28 protein-coding genes are annotated in these 23837 nt (G+C 43.6%); 18 read left to right on the top strand and 10 right to left on the bottom strand.

Annotated features, from left to right (window positions below; translation table 11 throughout):
• Positions 1–172: 172 nt before the first annotated feature.
• Positions 173–520, top strand: a complete 348-nt coding sequence (locus tag ACMXYS_RS14260) for a PilZ domain-containing protein (RefSeq protein WP_415896923.1) — start codon at positions 173–175, stop codon at positions 518–520.
• Here the strand turns inward: ACMXYS_RS14260 and ACMXYS_RS14255 are convergent.
• Entirely contained in the window at positions 513–3692 is a 3180-nt protein-coding gene (locus tag ACMXYS_RS14255; protein ID WP_415896922.1) for an efflux RND transporter permease subunit, read from the bottom strand. The two genes, ACMXYS_RS14260 and ACMXYS_RS14255, sit on opposite strands and share 8 nt — an antisense overlap.
• Positions 3685–4983 (bottom strand): efflux RND transporter periplasmic adaptor subunit, encoded by a 1299-nt coding sequence (locus ACMXYS_RS14250; protein ID WP_415896921.1) that lies wholly within the window; start codon positions 4981–4983, stop codon positions 3685–3687. Before ACMXYS_RS14250 ends, ACMXYS_RS14255 begins: the two co-directional genes overlap by 8 nt.
• Positions 4984–5124: 141 nt before the next feature.
• Between ACMXYS_RS14250 and ACMXYS_RS14245 the strand changes: the two genes are divergently transcribed.
• The 3 genes from ACMXYS_RS14245 to ACMXYS_RS14235 are packed head-to-tail and all read left to right on the top strand — an operon-like array spanning position 5125 to position 7654.
• A complete protein-coding gene (locus ACMXYS_RS14245) occupies positions 5125–5973 on the top strand; it encodes an alpha/beta fold hydrolase (protein ID WP_415896920.1) in 849 nt (282 codons plus the stop codon).
• Positions 5974–5990: 17 nt separating this feature from the next.
• Positions 5991–6995 carry a hypothetical protein gene (locus tag ACMXYS_RS14240; protein WP_415896919.1) on the top strand — a complete coding sequence of 335 codons (1005 nt, stop codon included), beginning with the start codon at positions 5991–5993 and terminating at the stop codon, positions 6993–6995.
• 8 nt (positions 6996–7003) lie between these two features.
• Complete coding sequence (locus ACMXYS_RS14235) at positions 7004–7654, top strand: DUF2959 domain-containing protein (protein WP_415896918.1); 651 nt, start codon at positions 7004–7006, stop codon at positions 7652–7654.
• Between the two features lie 21 nt (positions 7655–7675).
• Here the strand turns inward: ACMXYS_RS14235 and ACMXYS_RS14230 are convergent, their stop codons facing one another.
• A complete protein-coding gene (locus tag ACMXYS_RS14230; RefSeq protein WP_415882333.1) occupies positions 7676–8362 on the bottom strand; it encodes a hypothetical protein in 687 nt (228 codons plus the stop codon).
• Between the two features lie 82 nt (positions 8363–8444).
• Here ACMXYS_RS14230 and ACMXYS_RS14225 point away from each other — a divergent pair, with 82 nt between their 5' ends.
• From ACMXYS_RS14225 to ACMXYS_RS14205, 5 genes are all read left to right on the top strand, one after another.
• Complete coding sequence (locus ACMXYS_RS14225) at positions 8445–9287, top strand: fructosamine kinase family protein (RefSeq protein ID WP_415896917.1); 843 nt, start codon at positions 8445–8447, stop codon at positions 9285–9287.
• Between the two features lie 82 nt (positions 9288–9369).
• Positions 9370–10017: a pyridoxamine 5'-phosphate oxidase gene (gene pdxH / locus ACMXYS_RS14220; protein WP_415882331.1), complete on the top strand. Its 648-nt coding sequence runs from the start codon at positions 9370–9372 to the stop codon at positions 10015–10017.
• Complete coding sequence (locus ACMXYS_RS14215; protein WP_415896916.1) at positions 10014–10691, top strand: alpha/beta hydrolase; 678 nt, start codon at positions 10014–10016, stop codon at positions 10689–10691. The genes pdxH and ACMXYS_RS14215 overlap by 4 nt, the downstream gene beginning before the upstream one ends.
• Positions 10692–10703: 12 nt before the next feature.
• The gene (locus ACMXYS_RS14210) at positions 10704–11171 is read left to right on the top strand and encodes an FKBP-type peptidyl-prolyl cis-trans isomerase (RefSeq protein WP_415882328.1); all 468 of its coding nucleotides are present in this window, start codon (positions 10704–10706) and stop codon (positions 11169–11171) included.
• An 80-nt stretch (positions 11172–11251) separates the two neighbouring features.
• Positions 11252–11440: a YqaE/Pmp3 family membrane protein gene (locus ACMXYS_RS14205; RefSeq protein WP_415882327.1), complete on the top strand. Its 189-nt coding sequence runs from the start codon at positions 11252–11254 to the stop codon at positions 11438–11440.
• Between the two features lie 58 nt (positions 11441–11498).
• Here the strand turns inward: ACMXYS_RS14205 and ACMXYS_RS14200 are convergent, their stop codons facing one another.
• The gene (locus tag ACMXYS_RS14200; protein WP_415882326.1) at positions 11499–11759 is read right to left on the bottom strand and encodes a hypothetical protein; all 261 of its coding nucleotides are present in this window, start codon (positions 11757–11759) and stop codon (positions 11499–11501) included.
• Between the two features lie 414 nt (positions 11760–12173).
• Positions 12174–12353 (bottom strand): hypothetical protein, encoded by a 180-nt coding sequence (locus ACMXYS_RS14195; RefSeq protein ID WP_415882325.1) that lies wholly within the window; start codon positions 12351–12353, stop codon positions 12174–12176.
• Positions 12354–12642: 289 nt separating this feature from the next.
• Here ACMXYS_RS14195 and ACMXYS_RS14190 point away from each other — a divergent pair, with 289 nt between their 5' ends.
• A complete protein-coding gene (locus tag ACMXYS_RS14190) occupies positions 12643–12774 on the top strand; it encodes a hypothetical protein (protein WP_415882324.1) in 132 nt (43 codons plus the stop codon).
• Positions 12775–13189: 415 nt separating this feature from the next.
• Positions 13190–13384 carry a hypothetical protein gene (locus ACMXYS_RS14185; protein WP_415882323.1) on the top strand — a complete coding sequence of 65 codons (195 nt, stop codon included), beginning with the start codon at positions 13190–13192 and terminating at the stop codon, positions 13382–13384.
• A gap of 101 nt (positions 13385–13485) precedes the next feature.
• Here the strand turns inward: ACMXYS_RS14185 and ACMXYS_RS14180 are convergent, their stop codons facing one another.
• From ACMXYS_RS14180 to ACMXYS_RS14170, 3 genes are all read right to left on the bottom strand, one after another.
• On the bottom strand, positions 13486–13941 hold the full coding sequence (locus ACMXYS_RS14180) for a CopD family protein (RefSeq protein ID WP_415896915.1): 456 nt from the start codon (positions 13939–13941) through the stop codon (positions 13486–13488).
• A 45-nt stretch (positions 13942–13986) separates the two neighbouring features.
• Positions 13987–15120 (bottom strand): methyltransferase, encoded by a 1134-nt coding sequence (locus ACMXYS_RS14175; RefSeq protein ID WP_415896914.1) that lies wholly within the window; start codon positions 15118–15120, stop codon positions 13987–13989.
• A 137-nt stretch (positions 15121–15257) separates the two neighbouring features.
• Positions 15258–15830 carry a YceI family protein gene (locus tag ACMXYS_RS14170; protein WP_415896913.1) on the bottom strand — a complete coding sequence of 191 codons (573 nt, stop codon included), beginning with the start codon at positions 15828–15830 and terminating at the stop codon, positions 15258–15260.
• 262 nt (positions 15831–16092) lie between these two features.
• Here ACMXYS_RS14170 and ACMXYS_RS14165 point away from each other — a divergent pair, with 262 nt between their 5' ends.
• From ACMXYS_RS14165 to ACMXYS_RS14135, 7 genes are all read left to right on the top strand, one after another.
• The gene (locus ACMXYS_RS14165; RefSeq protein ID WP_415898259.1) at positions 16093–16275 is read left to right on the top strand and encodes a hypothetical protein; all 183 of its coding nucleotides are present in this window, start codon (positions 16093–16095) and stop codon (positions 16273–16275) included.
• A 161-nt stretch (positions 16276–16436) separates the two neighbouring features.
• Entirely contained in the window at positions 16437–17354 is a 918-nt protein-coding gene (locus tag ACMXYS_RS14160; RefSeq protein ID WP_415885693.1) for an SPFH domain-containing protein, read from the top strand.
• Positions 17355–17804 (top strand): NfeD family protein, encoded by a 450-nt coding sequence (locus tag ACMXYS_RS14155; protein WP_415882318.1) that lies wholly within the window; start codon positions 17355–17357, stop codon positions 17802–17804.
• Between the two features lie 41 nt (positions 17805–17845).
• On the top strand, positions 17846–18337 hold the full coding sequence (locus ACMXYS_RS14150) for a YgjP-like metallopeptidase domain-containing protein (protein WP_415882317.1): 492 nt from the start codon (positions 17846–17848) through the stop codon (positions 18335–18337).
• A gap of 170 nt (positions 18338–18507) precedes the next feature.
• Entirely contained in the window at positions 18508–19011 is a 504-nt protein-coding gene (locus ACMXYS_RS14145; protein WP_415882316.1) for a Slp family lipoprotein, read from the top strand.
• A gap of 145 nt (positions 19012–19156) precedes the next feature.
• Positions 19157–19705, top strand: a complete 549-nt coding sequence (locus ACMXYS_RS14140; protein WP_415882315.1) for a DUF2726 domain-containing protein — start codon at positions 19157–19159, stop codon at positions 19703–19705.
• 258 nt (positions 19706–19963) lie between these two features.
• Positions 19964–21547, top strand: coding sequence for a S8 family serine peptidase (locus ACMXYS_RS14135; protein WP_415882314.1), 1584 nt, complete (start codon positions 19964–19966; stop codon positions 21545–21547).
• A 64-nt stretch (positions 21548–21611) separates the two neighbouring features.
• On the opposite strand, the gene ACMXYS_RS14130 is transcribed toward ACMXYS_RS14135, so the two are convergent.
• Together ACMXYS_RS14130 and ACMXYS_RS14125 are read right to left on the bottom strand one after the other, a co-directional pair.
• Complete coding sequence (locus ACMXYS_RS14130; RefSeq protein WP_415882313.1) at positions 21612–23045, bottom strand: hypothetical protein; 1434 nt, start codon at positions 23043–23045, stop codon at positions 21612–21614.
• A 170-nt stretch (positions 23046–23215) separates the two neighbouring features.
• Complete coding sequence (locus ACMXYS_RS14125) at positions 23216–23713, bottom strand: aminoacyl-tRNA deacylase (protein ID WP_415882312.1); 498 nt, start codon at positions 23711–23713, stop codon at positions 23216–23218.
• Positions 23714–23837 lie beyond the last annotated feature (124 nt).

Below are 23837 nucleotides of genomic sequence, written 5' to 3'. Positions count from 1 at the left end.
GGCGCAAAATTATACCTGAGAACAGCACTAGGATTAAGACCTAATTTTGAGGGTTGGAATATAACCTTTTATAGATTTTAGGTGCTTTTTCGCAGTTGATGGCCTTGAATAGGTGTGAAGATATGATCAAATCGAACTATGCTGATGGATATCACAAAAAAGGTAGGGTTTTATGACTACCGAAAGACGCATTTATCCGCGTATTAATACGGATATACCTGCAGAGCTTTCTACCCAAGATGGTGTTTCTGTCGACGTCACTCTAATCAACATCAGTTTAGGCGGGATGTTGGTTGAAGGTGGGCCTGATATGAATCAGTTGAAGCCGCCTATTGTCGGTGCTCCCTTAGAAATTTATGTCCATTTTGGTCTAAACAATCGGCCGGTACATTGCTTATGCCGAGTGGTGTATAACCAGCGCCAATCTCAGCATTGTATGCGCTACGGCTTAGCCATCTTGAGTATTGATGACCAAGCCGCGGAAAGTTTGCAGAGCTTTATTAAATCCAAACTTAACTAGTAACCTGAGGACTAGACTCTTCAGGTAGACTAGGTTCTTCAGGTAGATCTAGACTTTTGAGACCGAAAAACTGACGGATGTTTTCGATATAGGTCAGTGTTGCAGGCACAAATAGTAGAATCAGCAATGTGCCATAAGCCAAGCCAAAGACGATGGATACCGCCATCGGGATGAGGAACTGTGCTTGCAGGGAGGTCTCAAAAAGAATTGGTGTTAGGCCGGCAATAGTCGTGAGCGAGGTTAGCAGTACCGCACGCAAACGTTGGCAGGCCGCTTCCTCTATTGCTTCTTCAATCGCCAGCCCCTGTTTTCTTAATTGCTTATAGAACGTCACCAATACGATTGAGTCATTGATGACGATACCGGATAAGCCGAAGAAGCCGAATAGGGACAGAATGGTCAAACTTAAGCCCATAACGCCATGGCCTAAGATCGCGCCGGTCAAACCTAGAGGGATTGCGAGCATAACTGCAATAGGCCAGCTGTAAGAAGCAAAAACCCAAGCCAGAATAATAAAGATCAGAACAAGGGCGAGGAGAAGCCCGAGCTTCATATCATTTAGGGTTTCACGTTGGCTCTTATTCTTACCTTCAAAGCTGGCTTCGATGCCGTATTGGCTTAACACGCGATCGAGCTTACCCGCTTTTAGGTCTTCGATTATCTCATCTGCATTGGCTGCACTTTCATCCAGATCTGCTGTGACTTTGATGGAAAGTTTGCCATCCACGCGGGTTAAGGTATCTAGGCCTTGTTGCGCTCTAAACGTCACAATATTACTCAACGGTGTTGTACCGCCGTTCGGTAGTACGATTGGAAGCTGTTCTATGCTGCTAAGACGGTCGCGCTCCTCTTTCGGCAATTGGATGCGGACCTCAATTTCATCCCTATTGTCATAGAAATTTTGCACTTCCATACCATCAAAGGCGGTACGTAGTTGACGGCCGACGCTGTCTAGCGTCATACCTGCTGATTTCCCCGCAGGTGTTAGCGCGTAGATCAGCTGCGATTTACCAAAGGGGAGATCGTCATCAATATTGTTTAAGCCAACATAGCCTTTTAGCACCTCTTGAAGATCTAAAGAGGCCTGTTTGAGTACGTGAATATCAGTGCCAGATAGCTTTATTTCGATTGGTTTTCCAGGTGGACCGCTGGTGCTGACATCGATAGAGAATTTCTCTACCCCTGCCGGTACTTGGATTCTTCTACGCCACTCTTTATTAAATTCAGTGGTGGAATATTTACGATAATCGCCGGGATTAAACTCTACCAATAGCGATGCGAATTCATCGCCACGGCTACTGGATGAGGTGGTTCTAGAGAAAGAGGCATTACGTAAGCGCTGGAAGGCGACTTTAATGTTATCTCCGCCTAAGGCTTTATCGGCATCAGCTAAGGTCTCGTCCAGATGCTGCACAAAGCGCTCAACTTCTGTGAAGTCAGTACCCGAAACAAACTGAACATTAGCCGTCATTACATCTCGTTCAACTGCAGGGAAGAAGGTGAATTTGATCCGCCCGCCAGAAACTAGGCCTATGGCGATGATGAAAATGGCAAAGGCACTAGCAATGGTTGCTCCGCGGTATTTAATCGCGAACTTAACTAGCTTACGGAAGTGTATCTCTTTAAAACGGTTAAAACCTTCATCTAAACGAATGCGTAACTTTGAAGGGTGAAGATCTTCTGCTTTCTTGATGCTGTGGTGCAGGTGCCCTGGCAAAATCAGGAAGCATTCAACGAGTGATGCCAGAATTACACAGATCACTACTGTAGGGATATCGATAAGAATACTGCCAATATGCCCGCCAATCAGCAGTAAAGGCAAGAAGGCAGCAATGGTTGTCATGGATGAGGCCATAACCGGGGCCAACATGCGATGAGCACCGCCGATGGCGGCCTGTAATCCCGGCTCGCCACGTTGTACGTGGGTTAAGGTGTCTTCTCCAACCACAATGGCATCATCTACGATAATTCCTAGCGCCATAATCAAGCCAAAGAGGCTGATCATATTGATGGTGCCGCCAATGCCATAAAGGATAGCTAGCGTGGCCATAAAGGAGACAGGGATGCCGATGGTGACCCAAAACGCTACGCGGGCATTTAGGAATAGAAACAGAATGGCGATCACGAGGATCAAACCACCTAAGCCGTTTTTTAGCAGTAGATTGATACGCTGTTGAACCGGTTGCCAGCGCTCATCATAGGTAACCATGGTGATGTTAGATGGCAGTGTCGGCTTAGTTTCCTCTAGCCATTTATTGAGAATATCCGCCGATTTTAGGGTGTCTTGATTTTCGGTTCGACGAAGGCGAATCATGACCGCAGGCTCGCCTTTGTATTTTAAAAGAACCTGATTGTCTTTAGTGCCTAGGGAAACATCCGCAATATCACCAAGCCTAACTAGACGGCCATTACTGTCGGTAATAATCGGCAGTTGGCGAAAGCCTTCAACATCTCTTTGCTGATTTAGGCTACGGATCTGACGTGAACCATCGCCTTTTGCGGCGGTACCCGCAGGGAGGTCTAAACTACGCAGGCGGATGCTATTGGCTACCTGCATCATTGTCATATCCAACTCATTGAGTTGGGCAGCCGGTAGTTCTATTTGAATCTGTTTTTCCGGTAGGCCGGTAAAGTCGACTTTGTTGATCCCTCGGCTTAATAGTTCTTGTTCAAAACGCTGTGCAAAAGGACGAAGCTCTTCTATAGAACCATTTGAGGAGCTAAGAATTAGGCTGGCTATTTGCTCATAGCGCAGGATGCGCTGTACCAGTGGTTCGTTGATATCAGAAGGTAGCTCGCTACGGACGTTGTCTATTTTCTGCTTTACCTCGTCTAAGAGGTAATCTACATCGCTGTCTTCATCTACTTCAATTCGAATCGAGGCCGAGCCTTGGATAGCGGTCGAATATAAGGTCTCGATGCCGGTAAGGGATTTCAGCGATTCCTCAACCGGCAGTACGATTGAGCTTTCAATATCTTCCGCTGCAGCGCCGCTCCAAGGTACTGATACAGTAATCACATCTCGTTCAAACGATGGGAAGAACTGCGTGTTGAGTTTATTCAGGCCCCAAATACCGGCCAAAATCATCAGCAGCATGAATAGATTGGCTGCAACGCGATGACTTGCGAAAACCGCAGTGAGGTTCTGCAATGGGCCTTGGTAATTATTCATCTTTCGCACCAGTTGCAGCAACTACCTTGGGCGCGTTTACGTCTTTAACTCTGAGCCCAGAAATAGCGTTCGGTAGCTGAGTAGTAATGATCTGATCACCACTCACCAACTGAGGGCTGCGAATAAGCACAATAGCTTTGCCTTGTTGATCACTGCTGTCACCAACGCGTTCGACGTCGAGTCCTTGCATACGACCATCTTTAAACAGATAGATACGGTTTAAACCATAAAGCGCCATAGGTGGAAGTGCGATTGTCTGTTCGACAGCTGGTAGCTCCACGGCGATCGCTAAGGAGCGGCCAGGTTCAGGCACATTTTGCTTGTCGGTGATTTTGAAGAGGGCGTCAACACCGGCACGACCACCATCAACTTCGGCAGCGATGCGATCAAGTTCTAGCTTTAGCACCTTTCCATCCAACTGAGCGGTAGCTTGAATGACGGAGTTTATTTCTCTATTACGAAGATTAGCTAATACTCTATTGGGGATTTGAGCACGCACTTCCAAACGATCGGTACTATATAGATCTAGCAGAGGATCACCGGCACGAACTCGATCTCCAGGTGCGACATGCAAGCGTGCAACACGGCCAATAAACGGTGCTTTAATGGCGGTGCGCTTAAGGTCTAATGTTGCCGCTTCTAGAAGGCTTGTAGCGCGTTTTAATTGTGACTCTAGCTGGGCTAAACGGTTGGGGTGATCAGCAATGGCTTGTTCCCGTTGGGTGACTGCTAGGGTCTGCTGGTGGTATGCGCTGCGTGCACTATCAAGTTGATCTTGGCTGCTGACTTTTCGTTTGATCAGGTTTTGGTAACGGGTAACTGCTTTAAGGCTTAACTGCTGCAGTTTTTGCTCAATCGCTAACGATTTTTGATCAGTTTGATAACGTACTTTTTCGGCATTAATCTGTGCTTTAAAACTATCAACATCAGCTTGGCGTTGCGTGACTAACAGTTGAGCATCACTGCTGTCGAGCTGAATGAGTGCCTCATCCAAGGCGATATTGTTACCTTCATCGGTATCTACCGCCTCTACAAAAGCTGTGACAGCCGCGGTGATATGAGTCATGCGTGGTGATTCGACTTTGCCATACAGAACGAGGTTAGGTTGATGGGTACTAGGTTCTGCTGAGATCGTTTTAACGCTCCAGACCTTCTCTACGATCTTTTTTGAAGGTGCCTGAGGTTTGGTGCTTTTAAGGAAATAGAAGACCCCGCAGGCGAAGGCAAAGATAATCAGAGGGATCAGTCGCCTAATCCAAATAGATGAACTAGATGAGGTAGTGCTGCTCATATTGTTTTCCATTGCTCAGGTGGAAATGTAACTTACGAACATAGTAGCTGAATATGATCTAGAGGTTCAGCAATTGTTGCGTTTCTTTACAATTTTAGTGTGCATGCTAACTTATTGAAATTGCTTAAATCAGGAGGCCCTATGCATACGGATAGCATACGTTGTTTAAACCCTGTTGGATTTCACCGGATGGTGTATCACGAATGGGGAAGCGCGGAGAACGATCGAGTGATCGTCTGTGTGCATGGTTTAGCGCGTAATAGCCGTGACTTTGATGAGCTAGCCTTGGCTTTGTCTCGCGATTATCGTGTGATCTGTCCTGATATTGTTGGGCGTGGTGAAAGCGATTGGCTGCCGGCCGGACAGGTGTATGGAATACCTCAGTATCTTAATGATATTACAGCGCTTTTAGCGCGTTTAAATGTAGATAAAGTGGACTGGGTAGGTACCTCTATGGGTGGGATTATCGGCATGTGCTTAGCCGCTCTACCTAACTCGCCAATCAAACATCTAGTGCTCAATGATATAGGGGCGTTTGTGCCTGCCAGCTCCCTTAAACGCATCTCAGAGTATCTTGGTGATAAGCAGTTTCAGTCTCTTTCTGAGGTTGAGGCCTATATGCGCGATACTTATGAATCCTTTAAGTATCTGACAGACAGACAGTGGCACCACCTCGCTAAGCATGGTTCGCGCTTGGATGAAAATGAGGTTTACCATCTTCATTACGACCCCGCTATTGCGCAGGCTACTGCAGATGCTTCATCAGAGGATGTCGATCTCTGGCCGGTATGGTCGGCGATTAATATCCCGCAGTTACTTATTTGGGGTGAAGAATCTGATGTCTTGCAGGAAGAAACCGTGCGTAAGATGCAGGCAAACGATAAACTAGAGCTAATCTCCATTCCGGGTATCCCTCATGTGCCGTCCTTGATGGAATCTGAGCAGATTCATCAAGTACAAAACTGGTTACGTGAACACCGTAAAGATTAATCATAGAGGAACTATCTATGGGCGTAATAACTCGCTGGCCCCAAGATCAGTTGTGTTTGAGTTACCGTGAGCGTGAGGATGCAGTTGCTGCGGTAGAGAGGGCATTTGCTTCGACATTGGAATCGTTGAAAGTAGATATCGGTCTGGTGGACATGTTTGAGGCAATCTATGTGCCTCTAGGTGCGTGGATTACTTGTCGAAAACGCCAAAAAGATGGCCCTTTAGTTATCGGTATCAATGGCGCTCAAGGTGCTGGTAAATCTACACTATTCAATCTGTTAGAAGTCATTCTGACCGAAGGGTTTGGTTTGAAGGTTGTTGGTTTTTCTATCGACGATCTCTACAAAACCTACAATGAGCGTGTTGAACTATCTGAAACAATCCATCCTCTGCTTCGTACCCGTGGAGTACCTGGTACGCATGATGTGGATCTAGGTATCGAAATCCTAAACTCTCTGAAGAACAGTACCGATGAGAGTGTTACCAAAATCCCTGTATTCGATAAATCGACCGATGATCGCTGTCAGGCGTCAGTATGGCAGGAGTGGGTTGGGCCAGCAGATGTGATCGTGCTAGAAGGTTGGTGTGTAGGTGCCGATCCTCAAAAGCCTGACGAGTTGGTGGAAGCGATCAATGAATTAGAGCAGGAGAAGGACCCTAACGGAGAGTGGCGTGATTACGTGAATACTCAGTTGGGTGGCCCTTACCAGGCTTTGTACTCCATGCTTGATGTCTTGGTGATGTTGAAAGTACCAAGTATGGATGCAGTATTTGAATGGCGTTCTCTACAAGAGAAAAAGCTCGCCGAACGAGTGAAATATATCTACGACACGCAGCAGCCAACAGAACATCTGCGCATCATGGATGAAGAGCAGATCAAAAGTTTTATACAGCATTACGAGCGACTGACCCGGCATATGTTAGAAGAGATGCCGCAAAGGGCAGATGTCACTCTATGCCTCAATAACAATCATAAGATCGCTGAAATTATGATTAATAACCCCCTACAGAGTTGTGGTTAAGGACAGCAATGATTTCCAAAGTTAAGTTAGGCTTTTTATCGATCCTGATGGTTGCGTTAGTTGGCTGTCAGAGTGCGTATTACTCTGCAATGGAGCAGGTAGGTATTCATAAGCGCGATATATTGGTCGATCGTGTGGAAGATGCACGAGAGTCTCAAGAAGATGCGCAAGAGCAGTTTAAAGACGCTTTAGAACAGTTTCGTTCTGTCGTGAGCTTTAACGGCGGTGAGCTGGATGCAGTTTATAATCGCCTGCAAGGTGAGTACGACGACAGTGTTGCAGCGGCAGAGGATGTTACGGCACGTATCAAGAAAGTAGAGCAAGTGTCTGAAGATCTATTTGAAGAGTGGGAAGAGGAGCTGACAAAGTACTCTAACCGCAAATTAAGAGATCAAAGTGCGGCTAAACTGCGCAGCACTAAAGTCCGTTACGCTGAGTTACTTCGCTCCCTTAAGCGCGCCGAAAAACGTATGCCGCCAGTGTTAAGCGCGCTGCAGGACAATGTTCTATTCCTAAAGCATAATCTTAATGCTCGAGCGATAGGTTCCCTTAAAGCAGAATATCGCGGTATCAAGAGCAATATTGATCTGTTAGTTAGAGATATGGAAAAAGCGATCGCAGATTCGGATCGCTTTATCAAACAGCTGGAGCAAGGCTAATTTTCTTTACCTAGTATCAGACTAGATTGGGAAGAACGTCATCGAAGCCGCACCATGAACTACACGGTTTATGGTGCGGTTTGTTTTATCTGCAATCACATCCGCCATCAAATCCTGAGTGCCAATCAACTTGCCTAAGATGCGTTCGTAGCTGTAGTTAGTAATCCCTTCTTCTGAAATACCATTGCTTAGAATGTACAAGTTTCCTTGGGGGTCTTTGCGGTTATTCAGGTGCCAAGCCACGGATTCTAAATTACGAGCAGAGTTATAGAGCTTCTGTTGATCTAATTCATCCAGAATAAAGATCTCTTTCTTGCCGTTATAGGCTTTGTCTAGCATGCCTGTAACACCCGCCATCAGGGCAAATACACGATCACCTTGATAGTTATCTGAAAATGCTAAAGGCACTGCGTCGGCTCCATCTTTCTGGCCCAGTTCTGGGAATCCATCCGCTAAACGAGTGATAGGGAATAGTTGTTCTAAACGCTTCTCTACTGTCATGCCTGGGACTTTTTGCAGCTCTTTAGGATTGCGTTTATAGAGCTTAATGGTCAGATCACGGCTGAGTTTGCGGAGGGTTTTTAGATTGATATCCGCGACCATATCGATATCGGATTTAGCTAGATTTTTAACGTCAAACGGTTTGGCATTTTTATCCATACAACCAGCGGTAAAGATAAGTACCATAGAGAGTAGCAACAGACGCATAGGATCCCTTATTGATGCGTAGTAAAGTTCCTAAAACTATAAAGGTATAGGGATAGCCGATTCAAGTGGAGGCTGGACGACAGTGAAAAATTTGCAAAACTGGGTTGAACAGCAAGGGCTGAGAATCGATTCTGAAGAGCGTCTCTCTGGTGGCTGTATTGCTTCGGCTAAACGGGTGGTGCTGAGTGATGGTCAGCAGCTCTTCGTAAAGTCTGTTAGTCAGGCAAACGAAAGGATGTTTGAGGCTGAAGCTGCAGGGTTACAGGCTTTATCTGCTTGTGCAGAGTTATCCATACCAAAGGTTATTCAGTTTGATCGGGATGGATTGATCATAGAGTTTATTGAGCAATCTCCCAAGGCAGAAGACTTCGATCAGGTCCTAGGGCGGCAGTTGGCTCATTTGCATCAGATGCCTGTTCCTTCCTTTGGCTTCCCCCAAAACACCTTTTGTGGCCCAACCGAACAGCCTAATTCGCAGCTCAAAGATGGCTTTGAGTTTTATGCTGAGCACCGTTTCGGTTACTTAGCGCGTATCTGTTACGACCGCGGGATTATTGATAAAGAGATCATTGAGGGTATTGAGTCGATCAATAAACGGCTAAAACAATTGGTTCCAGATCAGGCTCCCGCTTTATTGCATGGCGATCTATGGGTGGGAAATGTGATTGCCAATAACCAGGGAAAACCCGTGTTAATCGACCCCGCAGTCTATTGGGGGTGGCCAGAGGCCGACCTTGCGATGACGGATCTCTTTGGTGGTTTTAGTTCGGATTTATATAGCGCCTATCGGGAAATAGCACCGCTGCACTCTGGGTGGAAAGAGCGATTCTCTTTGTACAACTTATGGCATTTGTTAAACCACCTGCTGTTGTTTGGAGAAAGCTATAGAGCTGATGTGATGGGTGTTGTAGCAAAATTCAGGTAGTGGCTTAAACGTATTTTGCGACCTTGATTAATGCTATAGTTGCAGCACATTTCTTGATTAACTTTTCTTGCAAGAGACTTGTATGACGAATAAAGGCGACTTAACGGCTGAACGCCGTGAATATCTGGCGCAGCCTCTGCGACGTGAAGATCTGATCAAAGATCCAGTCGCACAGTTTGCCAAGTGGATGGATGATGCACTGGAGGTATCTCCAGATGATGCGACGTCGATGACATTGGCCACAGCTTCTAAAGATGGAATGCCTGCTGCAAGGATCGTGTTGCTGAAGCATTTTGATGAGCAGGGCTTTGCTTGGTATACCGATTACCGTAGTCAGAAAGGGGATGACCTGTCTGAAAATCCTCAAGCCGAAATCATGTTTTATTGGTATGGCTTAGAGCGTCAGGTGCGTATCCGTGGTCAGGTAGAAAAATTAAGCCTTGAACAGGGGAAGCAGTATTTCAACGCGCGTCCGCTAGGTAGCCGTTTGAGTGCAGCTGCGTCTTGCCAAAGTCACCCTGTAGAAAGCCGTGAAGCTTTGGAGCAAGCAGTGCAGAACCTTGCTGATCAATATCCAGAAGGTGATATCCCTCACCCACCAGAATGGGGCGGTTATATTCTTAAACCTACACGTTTTGAGTTTTGGCAGGGCCGAGAGAGCCGTTTACATGATCGCTTCCAGTTTAATTTAGTTGATCAAGAGTGGCAGATTGAGAGGTTGCAGCCATGAGCCAAGAAACAGAGCAAACTTTAGTTAGCGTAGAGCCTCAAGGCGAAGCTACAGCCTGTGTTATCTGGTTGCATGGCCTAGGTGCTGATGGCTTTGATTTTCAGCCTATTGTTCCTTACCTACGTATTCCAGAGAACCTAAATGTTAGGTTTCTTTTCCCTCATGCTGAGATCATGCCTGTTACCGTCAATGGTGGCATGGAGATGCGTGCTTGGTATGACATTTTAGAGATGAATATTGACCGTAAGGTTGATAAAGCATCACTGCTTAAATCCAGTCAGCGAATTGCTAACTTGGTGAATGAGCAGATTGCTCAGGGTATTCCAGCGGATAAAATCCTGTTGGTTGGTTTCTCTCAAGGCGGTGCCGTTGCGTATCAGACAGCGCTAACCTTCGCTGAACCTTTGGCGGGGCTGGTTGCTCTGTCTACTTACATGGCAACAGAAGAAGAGATCGAAGCGTCTCGCACTGATGCCAATAAGGAACTGCCTATCTGGGTTGCTCACGGTACGGTGGATCAGGTTGTACCTGTTCAATTAGGTGAGCAAGCTTATGCCAACCTAGAAAATATGAATTATCAGCCGAGTTGGAATGCGTATCCAATCGGTCATGAAGTCGCGATTGAAGAGATAGAAGCTTTAGGCCGCTGGATGTCGCAAAGACTAGCGGTTTAATCGGAGATAAAAATGAAAGTAGAAAACAACAAGGTAGTGTCTTTTCACTACGCGCTAAAAAACAATGCTGGTGATGTGTTGGATGACTCTCGTGATAGAGAAGCGCTTCCGTATCTACATGGTCATAAAAACATTGTGCCTGGCCTAGAAGCGGCGTTAGAAGGCCGTGAAGTTGGGGATAAGTTTGAAGTTACCCTATCACCTGAGCAGGGCTATGGTCAGCGTGATGAAGCTAAGGTGCAGGTAATTAGTCGTGAATCCTTTGCTGGCTTTGATCAGTTGGAAGTCGGCATGGTGTGTCAGATGGAAGATGATAAAGGTGAATTGCAGCTAGTTGGCATCACAAACATCGATGCTGATGAAGTGACAGTGGATGCGAACCATCCTTTTGCTGGGCTTGAATTGAACTATGCTGTTGAAGTAATCGAAGTGCGGGAGCCGACAGAAGACGAGCTATCTGCCGGCCGTGTAGAGCTTTAAGGGTCAGCTTCGATTAAGGCATAACTCATTATGCTTGATGGTTTGCTGTACTCCACTCCCGCATTCTAAGGAGATAAAAGATGCGTTTGTTACTTGCTTTGTTAATTCCTTGGCTACAGTTTTTTACGATCGGTCGCCCGATAGCTGGAATTGTCTGCCTTATTTTACAGATTACCTTAGTGGGCTGGATTCCAGCAGCAATATGGTCTGTATATGCTTTGAGCCAATATCAGACCGACAAAAAGATTAAAGATGCATTAGATAAATAACGCTTAATGCATTCCACAGAAAAAGCCGTTTCAGTTTGAAGCGGTTTTTTTATGCCTGTTACTTAACCTTTTCCTGCCATTCAAGATCACCGATCTGAACTTTTAGCCATTCAAACCCAATCCGTTTTGCTACCGCAGCAGCACCATCAAGGCTCTTAAACTCCCGTTCCGACTTAGATCGCTGTAGATCTAGCGTGATGATTTCGTCCTGTTTTGTCACAAATTTTAAAGTCCATCCGCGTGCCATAGAGATAGGAATCGCTTGGCAAGAATCAAATACGCCCGCTTTAAAAAGTAACTTCACTTCCTTTTCTTGCATCTTCATATCCTCATTTATGAAACTTCTTTTATCTATATTGATAAGTCTATATCAAATAAGGATTCATCGCAAATTAAATGCGGCGTTTTTGTGCGTGTAACTCATTGAAAATAAAGGGAAAAATAAATAATTTTAAATTGTTTTTCTAAGTAGAAACTATGTTTGTAACTTGTTGATTTGTAAGGAATAAAATATGAGGTGGAAGATGAGGTTTTTTACAGAAAATTAGGTTTCTATTGATCTAAATTGATATTTGTATAATCAAGAATTAATATTGATTGGTTGTTTTGAATTGATTGATGGTTTTTGTGAGATTTGTGCTGTTAACTGATTGTTTTTTATAGGAAAAGGTTTAAGGAGGGCGAAAAAAGGGCAGGTACGATGACCTGCCTTATTTTTGGAGCGGACAGAGGGTTATGGCTTTCTTATTTGAGCTTCTACTAAGTCTAGAACTGCATTCATATTAGCGACGGCTTCATCGCTGGCTAAGGTTAATGGGGCAAGTTTAAATGTATCCAGAAAATCGATCATAAAAGGTTCTGAATTCATTTTTTTGAGTTGCTCGGCGGTCCAGGCAACTGTTTTATAAGGCATGACGCTTACCTCCTGAACAGTTATCGGTGACTCAAGCTTATGAGTCTTGGCGGAGCCTTATGCATTTTTATTATTCCGGCACTACCGGAGCTCCCTTAATGCTGGGGCTCGCCATTTAAGTTATGGTTCAGTTCATAAGCTTTTTCAAACTTAATCGTTACAAACGTAAAATTTTTCATATTCGCTAATGATCATTTCTTGAGCTAAATCAATAACCCCTAATCTCTAAAGGGTTAATCTAGTCACAAGTAAATACGAGCAATTCGAAAAATTTTGTGAGGGTGTCGTAATGGTTGATGTATATAGCATGGAAGTTCTGGTTCCTAGTCTGGCAATGATTGTTGGTATGACTGTCGCAATGGTTTGGGGATGTTTCAAAGTTCGCGACCTGATTAACGAAGACCAGAAAAAAGAAAGTTAAGTTTTCTACTGAGGTTGTTTGTCACCTTCCTCAAAGTTGTCAGCTTTTATCTTGTTAAAAAAGATCACTTAGGTGGTCTTTTTTAATGCCTGAAATAAATTCAGTTTGTTTCATTTTTGTCCGACCTCTCAGTATTACACCTTCGGCTAAACCCTGTTTATTGTCTGGTTATTTTGTGTACACTCTAACTTTACGTTATATGCGCAAAATATTTATAAGAAGTTATAGAGATAAAAAACAATAAATATAGAGAAAGGAGCTTCGGCTGTACTCAGTTTTATTTACTTGAGTTAGCTTCGTAAATTCTCTGGGGCGATCCAAATAAAACTGCTTATGACGATTGATTAAACGGATATCGTCATTGTGGTTAGAGAAGATGGATTCTGCCTTAATAAAAATAAAAAGGAGATGGATCGTGAATGAGAATAGAGAACCTGGGTTTTATAAAGTTCGTTATGGCAAGCGCTGGATCGCTGCTTTTTGGTGCGGTGAACTTTGGGGCTTACCTGATGAAATGAAACCGGGCGAAGAAGGTTGGGAAGCGGTTCTTGATGCAGAACCTGATGAAATAGGTGAATATATACCTATGCCCATGAGCCTTCAGGCCTAATCAAGCTCTGGGAATAACAAATTATAGAAAATGCAGGAGCACGCTTATCCGTGCTTCTGCTTGAATTTGCTCGAAGAAACTATTTTAGAAAAGGAACTATTTTAGAAAAGAAACTTTCCGCCACTAGCAACAACCACTGTAGCTATACCTAAAATTAGATTAATCGCGACAATCCTTCTGATCTTATTTAACTGTTCACCGGCATCGGGCCAACGGTTTTCTTTTACCGCCAGACTCAGTTTTTTATACGGACTGAAATACAGATGTCCGAATATTGCCATCATGGTATAACCGCTCAGCAGCATAATGTGGACATGCATACCAACGCTTTTAAACCCACCATAGATAGCAATCATGCTGTGACCACTGATGATCAAAAGCAGAATTGTTGCCCATACCCAAGTAAAAAAACGAGTAAATACTTGCTGCCAGAGTGCTAACCGAGCAGGAGGTTCAAGTTGTTCGGCTGCAACTGGTCGTAAACAAACATAGGCGAAAAACATACCGCCTACCCAAATAACTGCAGCTAAAATATGGAGGGATAATGCAATAAACATAGGCGTCCTCACTGCGGGAATTATTTCCCTGAATTTTAAATAAGCTTAACGTTTAATCGCTTTCAAGATGACAAACTTCTTATTGTTAGCGATAGTCTCACAATTTTTAAAAATCTTTTTGAGTGCTACATGGTAGCCAAGATGACGGTTGCCGATTACCCATAACTCACCACCCGATCGTAAGACTTTATGAGACTCTCGGAACATTTGCTGAGCAATAAAATCTCCGACCACATTTTGCTGGTGGAAAGGTGGATTGTTTAACACCAAGTCACAACTATTCTTCTGAATACCAGCTAGGCAATCGGTTGCTTGGAAAGTTGCTTTTCGACTGTCGCCAAAGGCTTCTCTGAAATTAGCTTCGGCAGAAGCGACTGCCATAAATGATTCATCCACAAAGTGAACAGCCGCAGACGGATTCTTTTCTGCTGCAATTAAGCCTACAACCCCATTGCCACAACCAAGATCGATTATATCTTCGAATGAATCTGTATCAGGCAGGTGTTGAAGGAAAAAGCGGGTGCCGATATCCAAACTGTCACGGGAAAATACGCCAGCATGGTTGATGATCTTATGCTGCGTGTTCTCCAAAATATAATCGGATGGGTAGGGCGATTCTAATTGCGGTTGATTCAGATCGATCTCTGGAAATATCAGTCTTGCTTTCTTCTTTGCCAACGAGGTTTTTGTAGGGCCTAAATACTTTTCGAACAGTTTTAGCGTTGATGTATGAATAGATTTAACCATACCGCCGCCGATTACTTTAGTTTCTGCTGTTAATAAGGGACGTAAGCGGATCAGTTGGTCTTCCAGCATTGCTAAGCTTTTTGGAATTTTAATCAGCACTAGATCAAATGGTTCGGTGGGGTAATCCAAACTGTTACATAGGGTTATGGCTTCCGCACCAATCTCGTTATCCGCTGCATTGTGTTTAATACCGGCATGGGCCAACCAAGAATCGCTGACCACTGTTGGCGCTTGGTCATTTAACACGATTGATAAACCGCCAAATTGATCATTAATAATCAAGATACGTTTTGGGTTTGCAAGGATCTCTTCCTGATCAATCTGATTTAATAGGTACTCATCAGCAGCGTCCCACGCACGTAGCTGTTCGTTTTTACGACGAGGATAACGAGATAGAGAAAATTGACCGAAAGGGGTTTCGAAGGTATTCATACGGGCCCAAAACTGATTCGAAAATTACAGGCCGCAGTTTATCACAAGGGGTGATTTAGAACGTAGCGTCGCAAGGGAACTTGGAAAAGAAAGAAACCCAGGTAAATGTACCTGGGTTTAATAACCTTAAGCGTGTTTTACTTAATGAAAGCTAGGTTAAAGCTAACCGGTACTGCGAAAGAGATAGATGGTAATTTTGCGATCTCTTTAAGTGCAGTTACACCAGTATCTAGCGCAAAATCCGCAGCGTTAATTGTGATGGGTTGAGCTGTGCTAACCAATACTTTGTTGTCAGCTAGCTTAACGACATTCACTTGAGCGGTAATCTCTTTTTCAACACCGTGAAGGCTTAATGTGCCAGTGATAGTCTGCGGCTGGATGGAACCAACGGCTTGTTTCTCAATTTGGTTTACATCTACTTGAGCCGTAAAGTTGGCCTGAGCAAATTTGCCAGTTTCGAACAGCATGTTTTGCATACGCTCGTCACGGATCTCGATACCTGTAGTTACAGATGCAAGGTCAAGATTTAGCGTTGCTTTGCCGGCAGCATCGATGCCGCCGCTAAACTGTTTAAAACTGTGGTTTTCTAGCACTTTAGCTTTCTTGATGGATGAGAAACTGAAGTCAGAATCTTGTTGGCTTAGCGTCCAGTCTGCTGAAACAACGGTGCTGAAAAGTGTAAGTGATGCGATGGCTACTAATTTTTTCATGGGTAAATATCCTTATTTTTTTGTAGTGATGGGTTTGGATTTTAAACAGTCGTTTACTTTTGTCTAGAGCTGAGTTGTTGAGGATCAAAGAAATACATTTATCCCTTTGATATTAAATGATTAAAGTTTTCGTTTTAGGTTAACTTTTAAGGCTGATAGAAATTAAATTGTATATACCTAAGATATTCTTAAGATGTACGTTGGGGTAAGGGGATAATTGCTGTATTCTTGCAGTCAGTTGACGATTTAGAGTTGAAAAATGATGAAGTCTAAAAAGAAATCTAAGGCTAAAAAGAAAAACAGCCAACTAGTTATTCGCATTAACGATGTCGAGCGCGATGATTTTGTTGCGTTGTGTGAAGAGCTAGATACGAGTGCTGCACGTGAAGTTCGTCGTTTTATTCGCGGGTTCCTCGCCGAGCATGAACAGACAGAAGAGGAATAATCCTTTTTCTACAGATTGTTCTTTCTTCCCCAAAAAAGCGTTTAATATTTCTTATTGATTGCTTGCCGTTACCTCACGCTTAATTTAGTTAAGCCATTTCAGTTCTTCCCGATCAGTATTAATATGAATACCTCCTCCCAACTTTACTAAAGGAGATTGTGATGTTTGGGTTTGAAATTACCGCTGCGGTAGTGGTTGTTCTCGCATTAATTTTTATTTTTTCTGGGGTCAAGATGGTTCCTCAGGGGTATAACTGGACAACAGAACGTTTTGGACGTTTTACCAAAACTCTTACACCAGGTTTGAATCTGATTATTCCTTTTGTTGATCAGATTGGCGCTAAGCAAAACATGATGGAGCAAGTACTGGATGTACCGCCTCAAGAAGTGATCAGTTCTGACAACGCGCAAGTAACTACCGATGCTGTTTGTTTCTATCAGGTGTTGGATGCATCTAAAGCGAGTTACGAAGTTAACGATCTTTATCGCGCGATGCAGAATTTGGTAATGACTAATATCCGTGCGGTTTTAGGTTCGATGGAGTTGGACGAGATGTTATCCAACCGAGATAACATTAATAGCCAACTGTTAAGCAAAGTTGATGAAGCGACAGATCCATGGGGCGTTAAAGTTACCCGTGTGGAAATTCGTGATATCTCGCCTCCGGCTGATCTTGTTGAAGCGATGGCAAACCAGATGAAAGCTGAGCGTGAAAAACGTGCTGCGATTTTAACGGCGGAAGGTGAAAGAGAAGCAGCGATCAAAGTTGCTGAAGGTGAAAAGCAAGCTGCAATTTTAACAGCAGAAGGTGAAAAAGAAGCAGCATTTAGAGAGGCTGAATCGCGAGAGCGTTTAGCGATGGCAGAAGCGCGTGCAACCAAAGTGGTTTCGGAAGCAATTTCACAAGGTAACCCGCAAGCTCTGAACTATTTTGTTGCTCAAAAATATACTGAAGCTCTGCAAAATATTGGTGCAGGCGAAAATGCTAAAGTCGTGATGATGCCTCTAGAAGCAAGCAGTGTTATTGGCTCCGTTGCTGGAATTAGCGAGCTGTTAAAAGAAACTAAGATAGGTTCGTAAATGTTAGAACTACTCGAATCAATTACTTACTGGCATTGGATTATTCTAGCGTTGGTGCTTTTAGGTGGTGAAGCCTTAGGTGCCGCGGGATTTATGATCGGTGTCTCTCTATCTGCTTTTGCAGTTGCTGCATTGATGGCGATTGGTGTGCTAAATGATTGGCAGCATCAATTCCTCTTGTTTGCGCTCTTCTCAGTTGTTGCTTCGGTTATTTTCTGGAAGTTCTTTCGTTGCCAAAACAATGATGATGAAGCAGGCATGATCAATGATCGAGCGGCTCAATTGATTGGACGAAAACTGACATTAGTTGATGACGTTGAAAATGGCTTAGGTCGAATTCAGATCGGTGATACTTTTTGGAAGGTTGCTGCTGAAGATGATTTGGAAGCGGGAACTAAAATAGAGGTTTATGCCAGCGAAGGCATGACGCTACTGATCCGTAAATTGTAATTGATATCTAGCGGGATCGGCCAAGCTGGTCCCGTTTCATTATGACAGCACTAAAATATATTAATCATTATCCCGAGTCTTTAAAGCAGCAAGCTTTAGCCATGTTGCAAGATGAAACTTTAGGGCCTCTTCTTCAGAAAAAATATCCAGATCAACATTCGGTGCAAAGTAACAAAGCGCTGTATGAATATACGATGGATCTGAAAAATCGCTATATGCGAAAATCGGCACCTGTCAGCAAAGTTCAATACAGCGATAAAGTTGCAGCGATGAATGCTTTAGGTACGCATAGTCGCGTATCTCGTATCCAAGGGAATAAACTGAAATCTAAAAAAGAGATCCTGATCGATACGCGATTCAAACAATTACCTGAAGCCTTTTTGCGGATGATTGTTGTCCACGAATTAGCACATCTGAAAGAGTTAGATCATAACAAATCGTTCTATCAGTTATGTCAGTATATGGAAGCTGATTACCACCGATTAGAGTTAGACCTGAGGCTCTATCTTACTTGGCAAGAATATTCGGTTTGACGTTTTTTGCCGTAAGTTTGCTTGTCCTAGCGAGCTCGCCAGCTGTGCGCTATCTTCTTATTTATTTTCAGAATTATTTCGTTCGCTCAAAAAGTTAAACAAAATTGTAGGCGCAATTTAGATATTTTGTCCTATGCTTTAGGCAGTACCCTTATATTTGGTCAGGGAAAATGCCAAAAATTATTGTTGCTACCTTTATCAGTTTGTTTCTTCTCGGCTGTAATAGCTTGCCGGAGAAATTCCAGATCGCAGAAAAAGTCGAACTGCTCCCGTTTGATGAAGTGGGGGATATGGATTTAGAACCCACCAATGTCCAAGCGCTTTGGGGAGGCGTGATCGCTAATACAGCGAATTTCACTGATCGCACTCAGATAGAGATAATATATTTTCCTCTTAATGATCAGGGGCGGCCTCAAATCAATCAAGAAAGCTTAGGTAGATTTCGAATCTATGTAGGTGACTTTATAGACCCATTTGTTTACCGACCTGGGCGCATGGTCACTGTGTTGGGAACACTTGGTTTACGCGAAAAGGGTTATGTTGGTCATTACCCATACGATTACACGGTTTTGCACTCCCTAGAATTACACCTATGGACCGATAAACAACCACTACCTATGCCTCCGCAAATTGAACAATATCTGCAATCTCCACCGACTTTTAGCTATCAATAACCTTCTAATTTGTAGACCTTATAAACTCTTATTTGGGTAGCTTTTTATACTTTGGCACTGAAATTATTTTAGAACTTAAAATTCAGATGCTTTCCGCTTTCACTCTCGGTAATATTGCGCCTTCAAACGGGGGTGGGGCGTTATTGTGGACGATAAATTGTGGATTTATATTGCGAGTGGAGCAGCTGTTTGTGTACTGCTTTTAGTCGTGATTATTCGTGCAAAAAGATCTAAAACGCTAGATTCCTCTCTTTCACATACAGAGCGTATGTTTACATCGGTTTTAGAAAAAGCCGTCGGTGGCCACTATCAGGTTCATTGCAAAGTACCTATGCCTGAAGTTTTGGAAGCTTTGCCCGAACAGTCTGACCGTGCCAAGAGAAAAGCATTAAAAAAAATTAGGCATCGTCAGTTTGATTACATTGTTTCTGATCCAGCGAGCAACCGTGTAGTGTGTGCTGTTGAGTTGGATGACCACGCTTATGATAAGAAACAGTTCAAGAAACAAGATCTTTTTCTAGAAGAGATCTGTCACGATGTAAACTTGCCTCTTCTTCGAGTAGCGCCTCAAAATGGTTATAACCTAGTTGAAATCATTGAGAGATTTGAGAGAACCATTGCGCCTGTCGATTATGTAAAAGATCAACAAGGGCGATTCAATCTTCGTATGGTTGATGCATTAACTTCACTCTGATCTGTAGCCTGTGTGTTTCACCACCCTAATTTGTCTATAAATCCCCTTCATTTTCTCTACATGTACTTGAATTTTGCTAACTGGCGACCTCCCGATAGCTTACTAGACTTAAAGTAAGCGTCGGGTTTTATAGTGTTTGTACTTCAAGCAAATGAAGCTTGCTCCTGAGTAGTCAGTTTGGTGGCACGGATTTGAGCCAACTGTAGTTGCACTGCCTGATATCTGTTTATCACTTGATAATGACAAGGTAGGTTGGTTATGAGAGCGTCAGTAAAACTACTCTGCATGGCAATGTCCTGTACTCTTGCAGCAGGCACGGCTATGGCAGAAATAAAGTTCCGACCGGGAGAGGTAGTGGTAAAAGGAGAGGTTTTTGCATCCGAAGGGTATGAGATTCTTAAGTATTTACCGAATGCTGATCTTACTATTCTTAAAGTGTCCCCCGGCAAAGAGCTATCACAGACCTTAGCTTTAAGAAAAAAAGGGCGTAAAGCCAGCCGAAACTATATTGCTCGAAAGTTCGCACCTAATGACCCTTTGTATGGCTACCAATGGCACTTTGGCGCTGTTCAGGCTGAACAAGCGTGGGCGATTTATGATGGTGCTGGTGTGAATGTTGCTGTATTAGATACCGGTTTACAGTCAGGTGGCCCTGACGGAATAGATTGTGTTTTACCTGGATACAATGCGATTGATGGCAGTGCCAATGTTGCAGATGGTGATGGACACGGCACCCATGTTAGCGGCACGGTTGCTCAGAGTACAAATAACGGGGTTGGTGTAGCAGGGCTTGCTCATGGTGCATGTATTCTTCCAGTAAAAGTCTTGGATGACAACGGGTCGGGTACGGATGCTGATATTGCTGAGGGTATCGCTTGGGCTATTAATAATGGCGCTCAAGTAATTAATATGAGTCTTGGTTACCCTGCTGATTATGCGCTGGAACAATTCGTTAACTATCCATCTTATTCAACACTGACTAATTCCGATACCAGTGTGACTATTGTTGTTGCATCAGGTAACGATAGCTCCACAAATGGGATTAGTTATCCTGCAAGTCATCCAGAAACTTTAGCTGTGGGTGCTACTGATGTCGATGGGATTGCTCCCTACTCAAATCAAGGTCCTAAATTAGATATAGTGGCGCCAGGTGGTAACACATCCCAAAACCTTCATATTCCTAATGATAATTTTGGCGATGGTGTCGCCCAAGAAACTTATCTTTGGTCCCAAGGACAAAGTAGTTGGGGATATTATCTTTTTCAGGGTACTTCGATGGCGGCTCCCCATGCTGCAGCTGCAGCAGCCATTCTTTTATCTAAGAATGAAAGCTTAGATCGTTATGAGGTTCAGACTGCGCTTGAAACTACAGCTTCAGATTTAGGTAGTCCAGGCTGGGATAGTGTTTTTGGTCACGGCCTGATTCAAGTGTACGACGCATTAGGTGCAATTGGAGCTGGAAATAACGAGCCTCCAGAAACAAAGCCGGGCTCACCTGAACAGTTTTCTGCAAGTTTCGATTCTAATACAAGTGCTGTCCAGCTTACTTGGAATCCTCCATCGCAAGGTACTGTAACCAGTTATGCGATTGAGCGTAGTAAACAAAATAAACGCGGTAAACTCGGTGGTTTCAGCGCTGTAGCTACACCTGATGGCACGGCTACGTCGTATACTGATGATGGCTTGGATAGTGGCACTTATGTATATCGGATCCTCGCTAGAAATAGCGCTGGAGCATCTTCATGGGTTTTAAGTAATTCAGTTGAAGTCACTACTTCAGGCGGAGGATCTGGAGGAGGTGATGGAGAATGTAAAGGTGGCTGGAGAAAATGCGGTGGTTGATTTGTTAATCTGCTAACAATAAAAAAAGCCTGCATTAACAGGCTTTTTTTATTGGCGTGAAAAACTAATTGCTACAGCCTCCAGGTAGTTGATCGCAGACATCATCATAAGGGTAGAATCTGACTTGGATATTATATGAACCGTTATTGTCTATTCCCCAGATATACTCTACGAAATCAGCAATATTAAAAATCCATTCGTTCTCCCAGCTTTTACATGTGCCTACCGCAGGCGCATCGACTACCAATTTATTCGGATCGCTCCATTGTTCAAAGTAGCCAATACTGGGAACAGCACCGCTAGCGATGTCAGCTTCTACTGTGGCGATGCAGGCATTGTATTCATCAGTTGAACTGATGAGTGCATAGTTGTCGTTAGCTGTGTCGTAACAGTAAGCATTAACAGAACACTCTTGCGTAGTTGTATAGGCTGTTAGCATATAGGTTTCTAAGAGGTTTGTAGTGACATCGGCCCAATCATCCTCACCATTATCACCAACATCTACGGTAGCTAAACCATCGCCGTTATCATCAGGATCATCCCAGAACCACGCTTCCAATGGCAGCCAATAATCGGTTGTGCCATCGTTATCTGAATCGACACTATTTTCTGGAAGTTCGGAGTCTGTTATCTCTTCACCGCAGAAATAGCGTTGGTCACCAGGGGATATGTAACAAACGGAACCAGTGAAGGTGAAAGCGCTGGTAATGTCTGTCGCATTTTTTACACCTTTACCACCCGGTCCTTTGGTTTTTGTACCGTCTTCTTCACGGGTAAGATTAAAGTTCTGCCAAGTGCCAGATCCATCCACGAAACCTAAGGCTAATAAGTCATTACCTTGGTCATCTACAACAAAGCCAAAGCTATTGGTAAATAACGTACCTGTCTCACACTCGCCATCTTCATTAATATTGTTACAGGGTTTGCCTGTAACTCTGGCAAATACTGCATAGCCATGGTCGTAGGGAGGTAGGGTGACAATCGCTCCATCGGCTCCATCGCTATCTGGAAATGATTCGGTACACCAATCTGTGACTTTTAGGTCAGGAATTCCATCTCCATCTAAATCCGATGCTGGCGCTGACTTATTTTTACCTCCTTTAGTGTTACCAGATTGAATGGCTACACTCGTATCTGCATTGGTATTGACATCATATCGAGGAATAAAAACTACATTTTGGGATGGGTCTTCATGGCAATAAAATTGCGTATTCGAATCATCTGTTACTAGAATGCATTCTTCAATATTTGGGTCACATGGAATGAAACCTAAATCATCTGTTTGGCAGCGATAGTCGGCCTCACTAGGGCAATTGAATACACCGGGGGCCTGAGTTTTTTTGCCAAGTAAGTTTAAATTGAAATGAAAGCCTGCGGGGAAACCATTACCTTTTAAGTTCTTTCCAGAATGTGCGTTTGTCGATAGGCTCAATAACAAAATGGAAATTAAACAACAAAGGATATACGTTCCGAAGGACTTGGTCTGAGCGGTATACATTGGGTATGCCCTCAACTAAAAAATGGAAATCCTCCTTACAAAATTTAGCTTAATCCATCTAACTACGTTTAACTGTAGCTTTGAATTTAATCTGTGAATTGGATTTTTTTGCACCTAAAATCCAATCCTGAATACTTATATTCAAGGTGGTTAATGTAATGAGGTGTATTTTAATAATGGTTTAGATCATAAAGCTCCTCAGGCGCGCAGCTGATTTCACCGTGTTGCTTGTTTCTCATTAAATTTTGGAATTGTTGCCGTTTTAGGTGGATTAAGTTTTGATGATCGCCCGCTTCGATGTAGATATCATCTGCGTCGGCTAAGCGGTCATCCCAAACCACTTCGAGCCCGTAGGCCTGTCCGATAGCAGGAATAGCACCTTCTTCACAATCTCCAAATATACGCTTTATTTCAGCTTCTTTTGCTAATCTGGCTGGAGAGCCGGTAATTGCAGCCAATTGAGGCAGCATAACTTTGTTCATCGCAGGAACGGCAGCAAGGGTGAACCTGTTTTTCTGATGAATGACAACCGCTTTGGCCATCTGTGTTACCGGTATTGAAGCCCTATGCGCACTATCGAGAGAAGTAAAAGAGTAGTCGTGTTTGATTGTGTCATAACTGCAGCCCTGATTTTCTAAAAAACTACAGAGTGTGGCTGATACGGACATGCTTATTCCTCCCATAAGAGACTTTGTTGTATAAGTTTAGTTGCCGATTATGGGAACGCTATAGGAAATTGCATTTTTGAACGTGCTGAAATAAACTCCATTTGTAAATGTAATTGATTACCAT

Origin of the sequence: Neptuniibacter sp. QD57_21 (genome assembly GCF_047778075.1) — a bacterium.
In the GTDB taxonomy this organism is placed as follows: domain Bacteria; phylum Pseudomonadota; class Gammaproteobacteria; order Pseudomonadales; family Balneatricaceae; genus Neptuniibacter.
The sequence above is the reverse complement of the archived record's forward strand: the minus strand, read 5'-3'. Positions and strand labels throughout refer to the sequence as shown.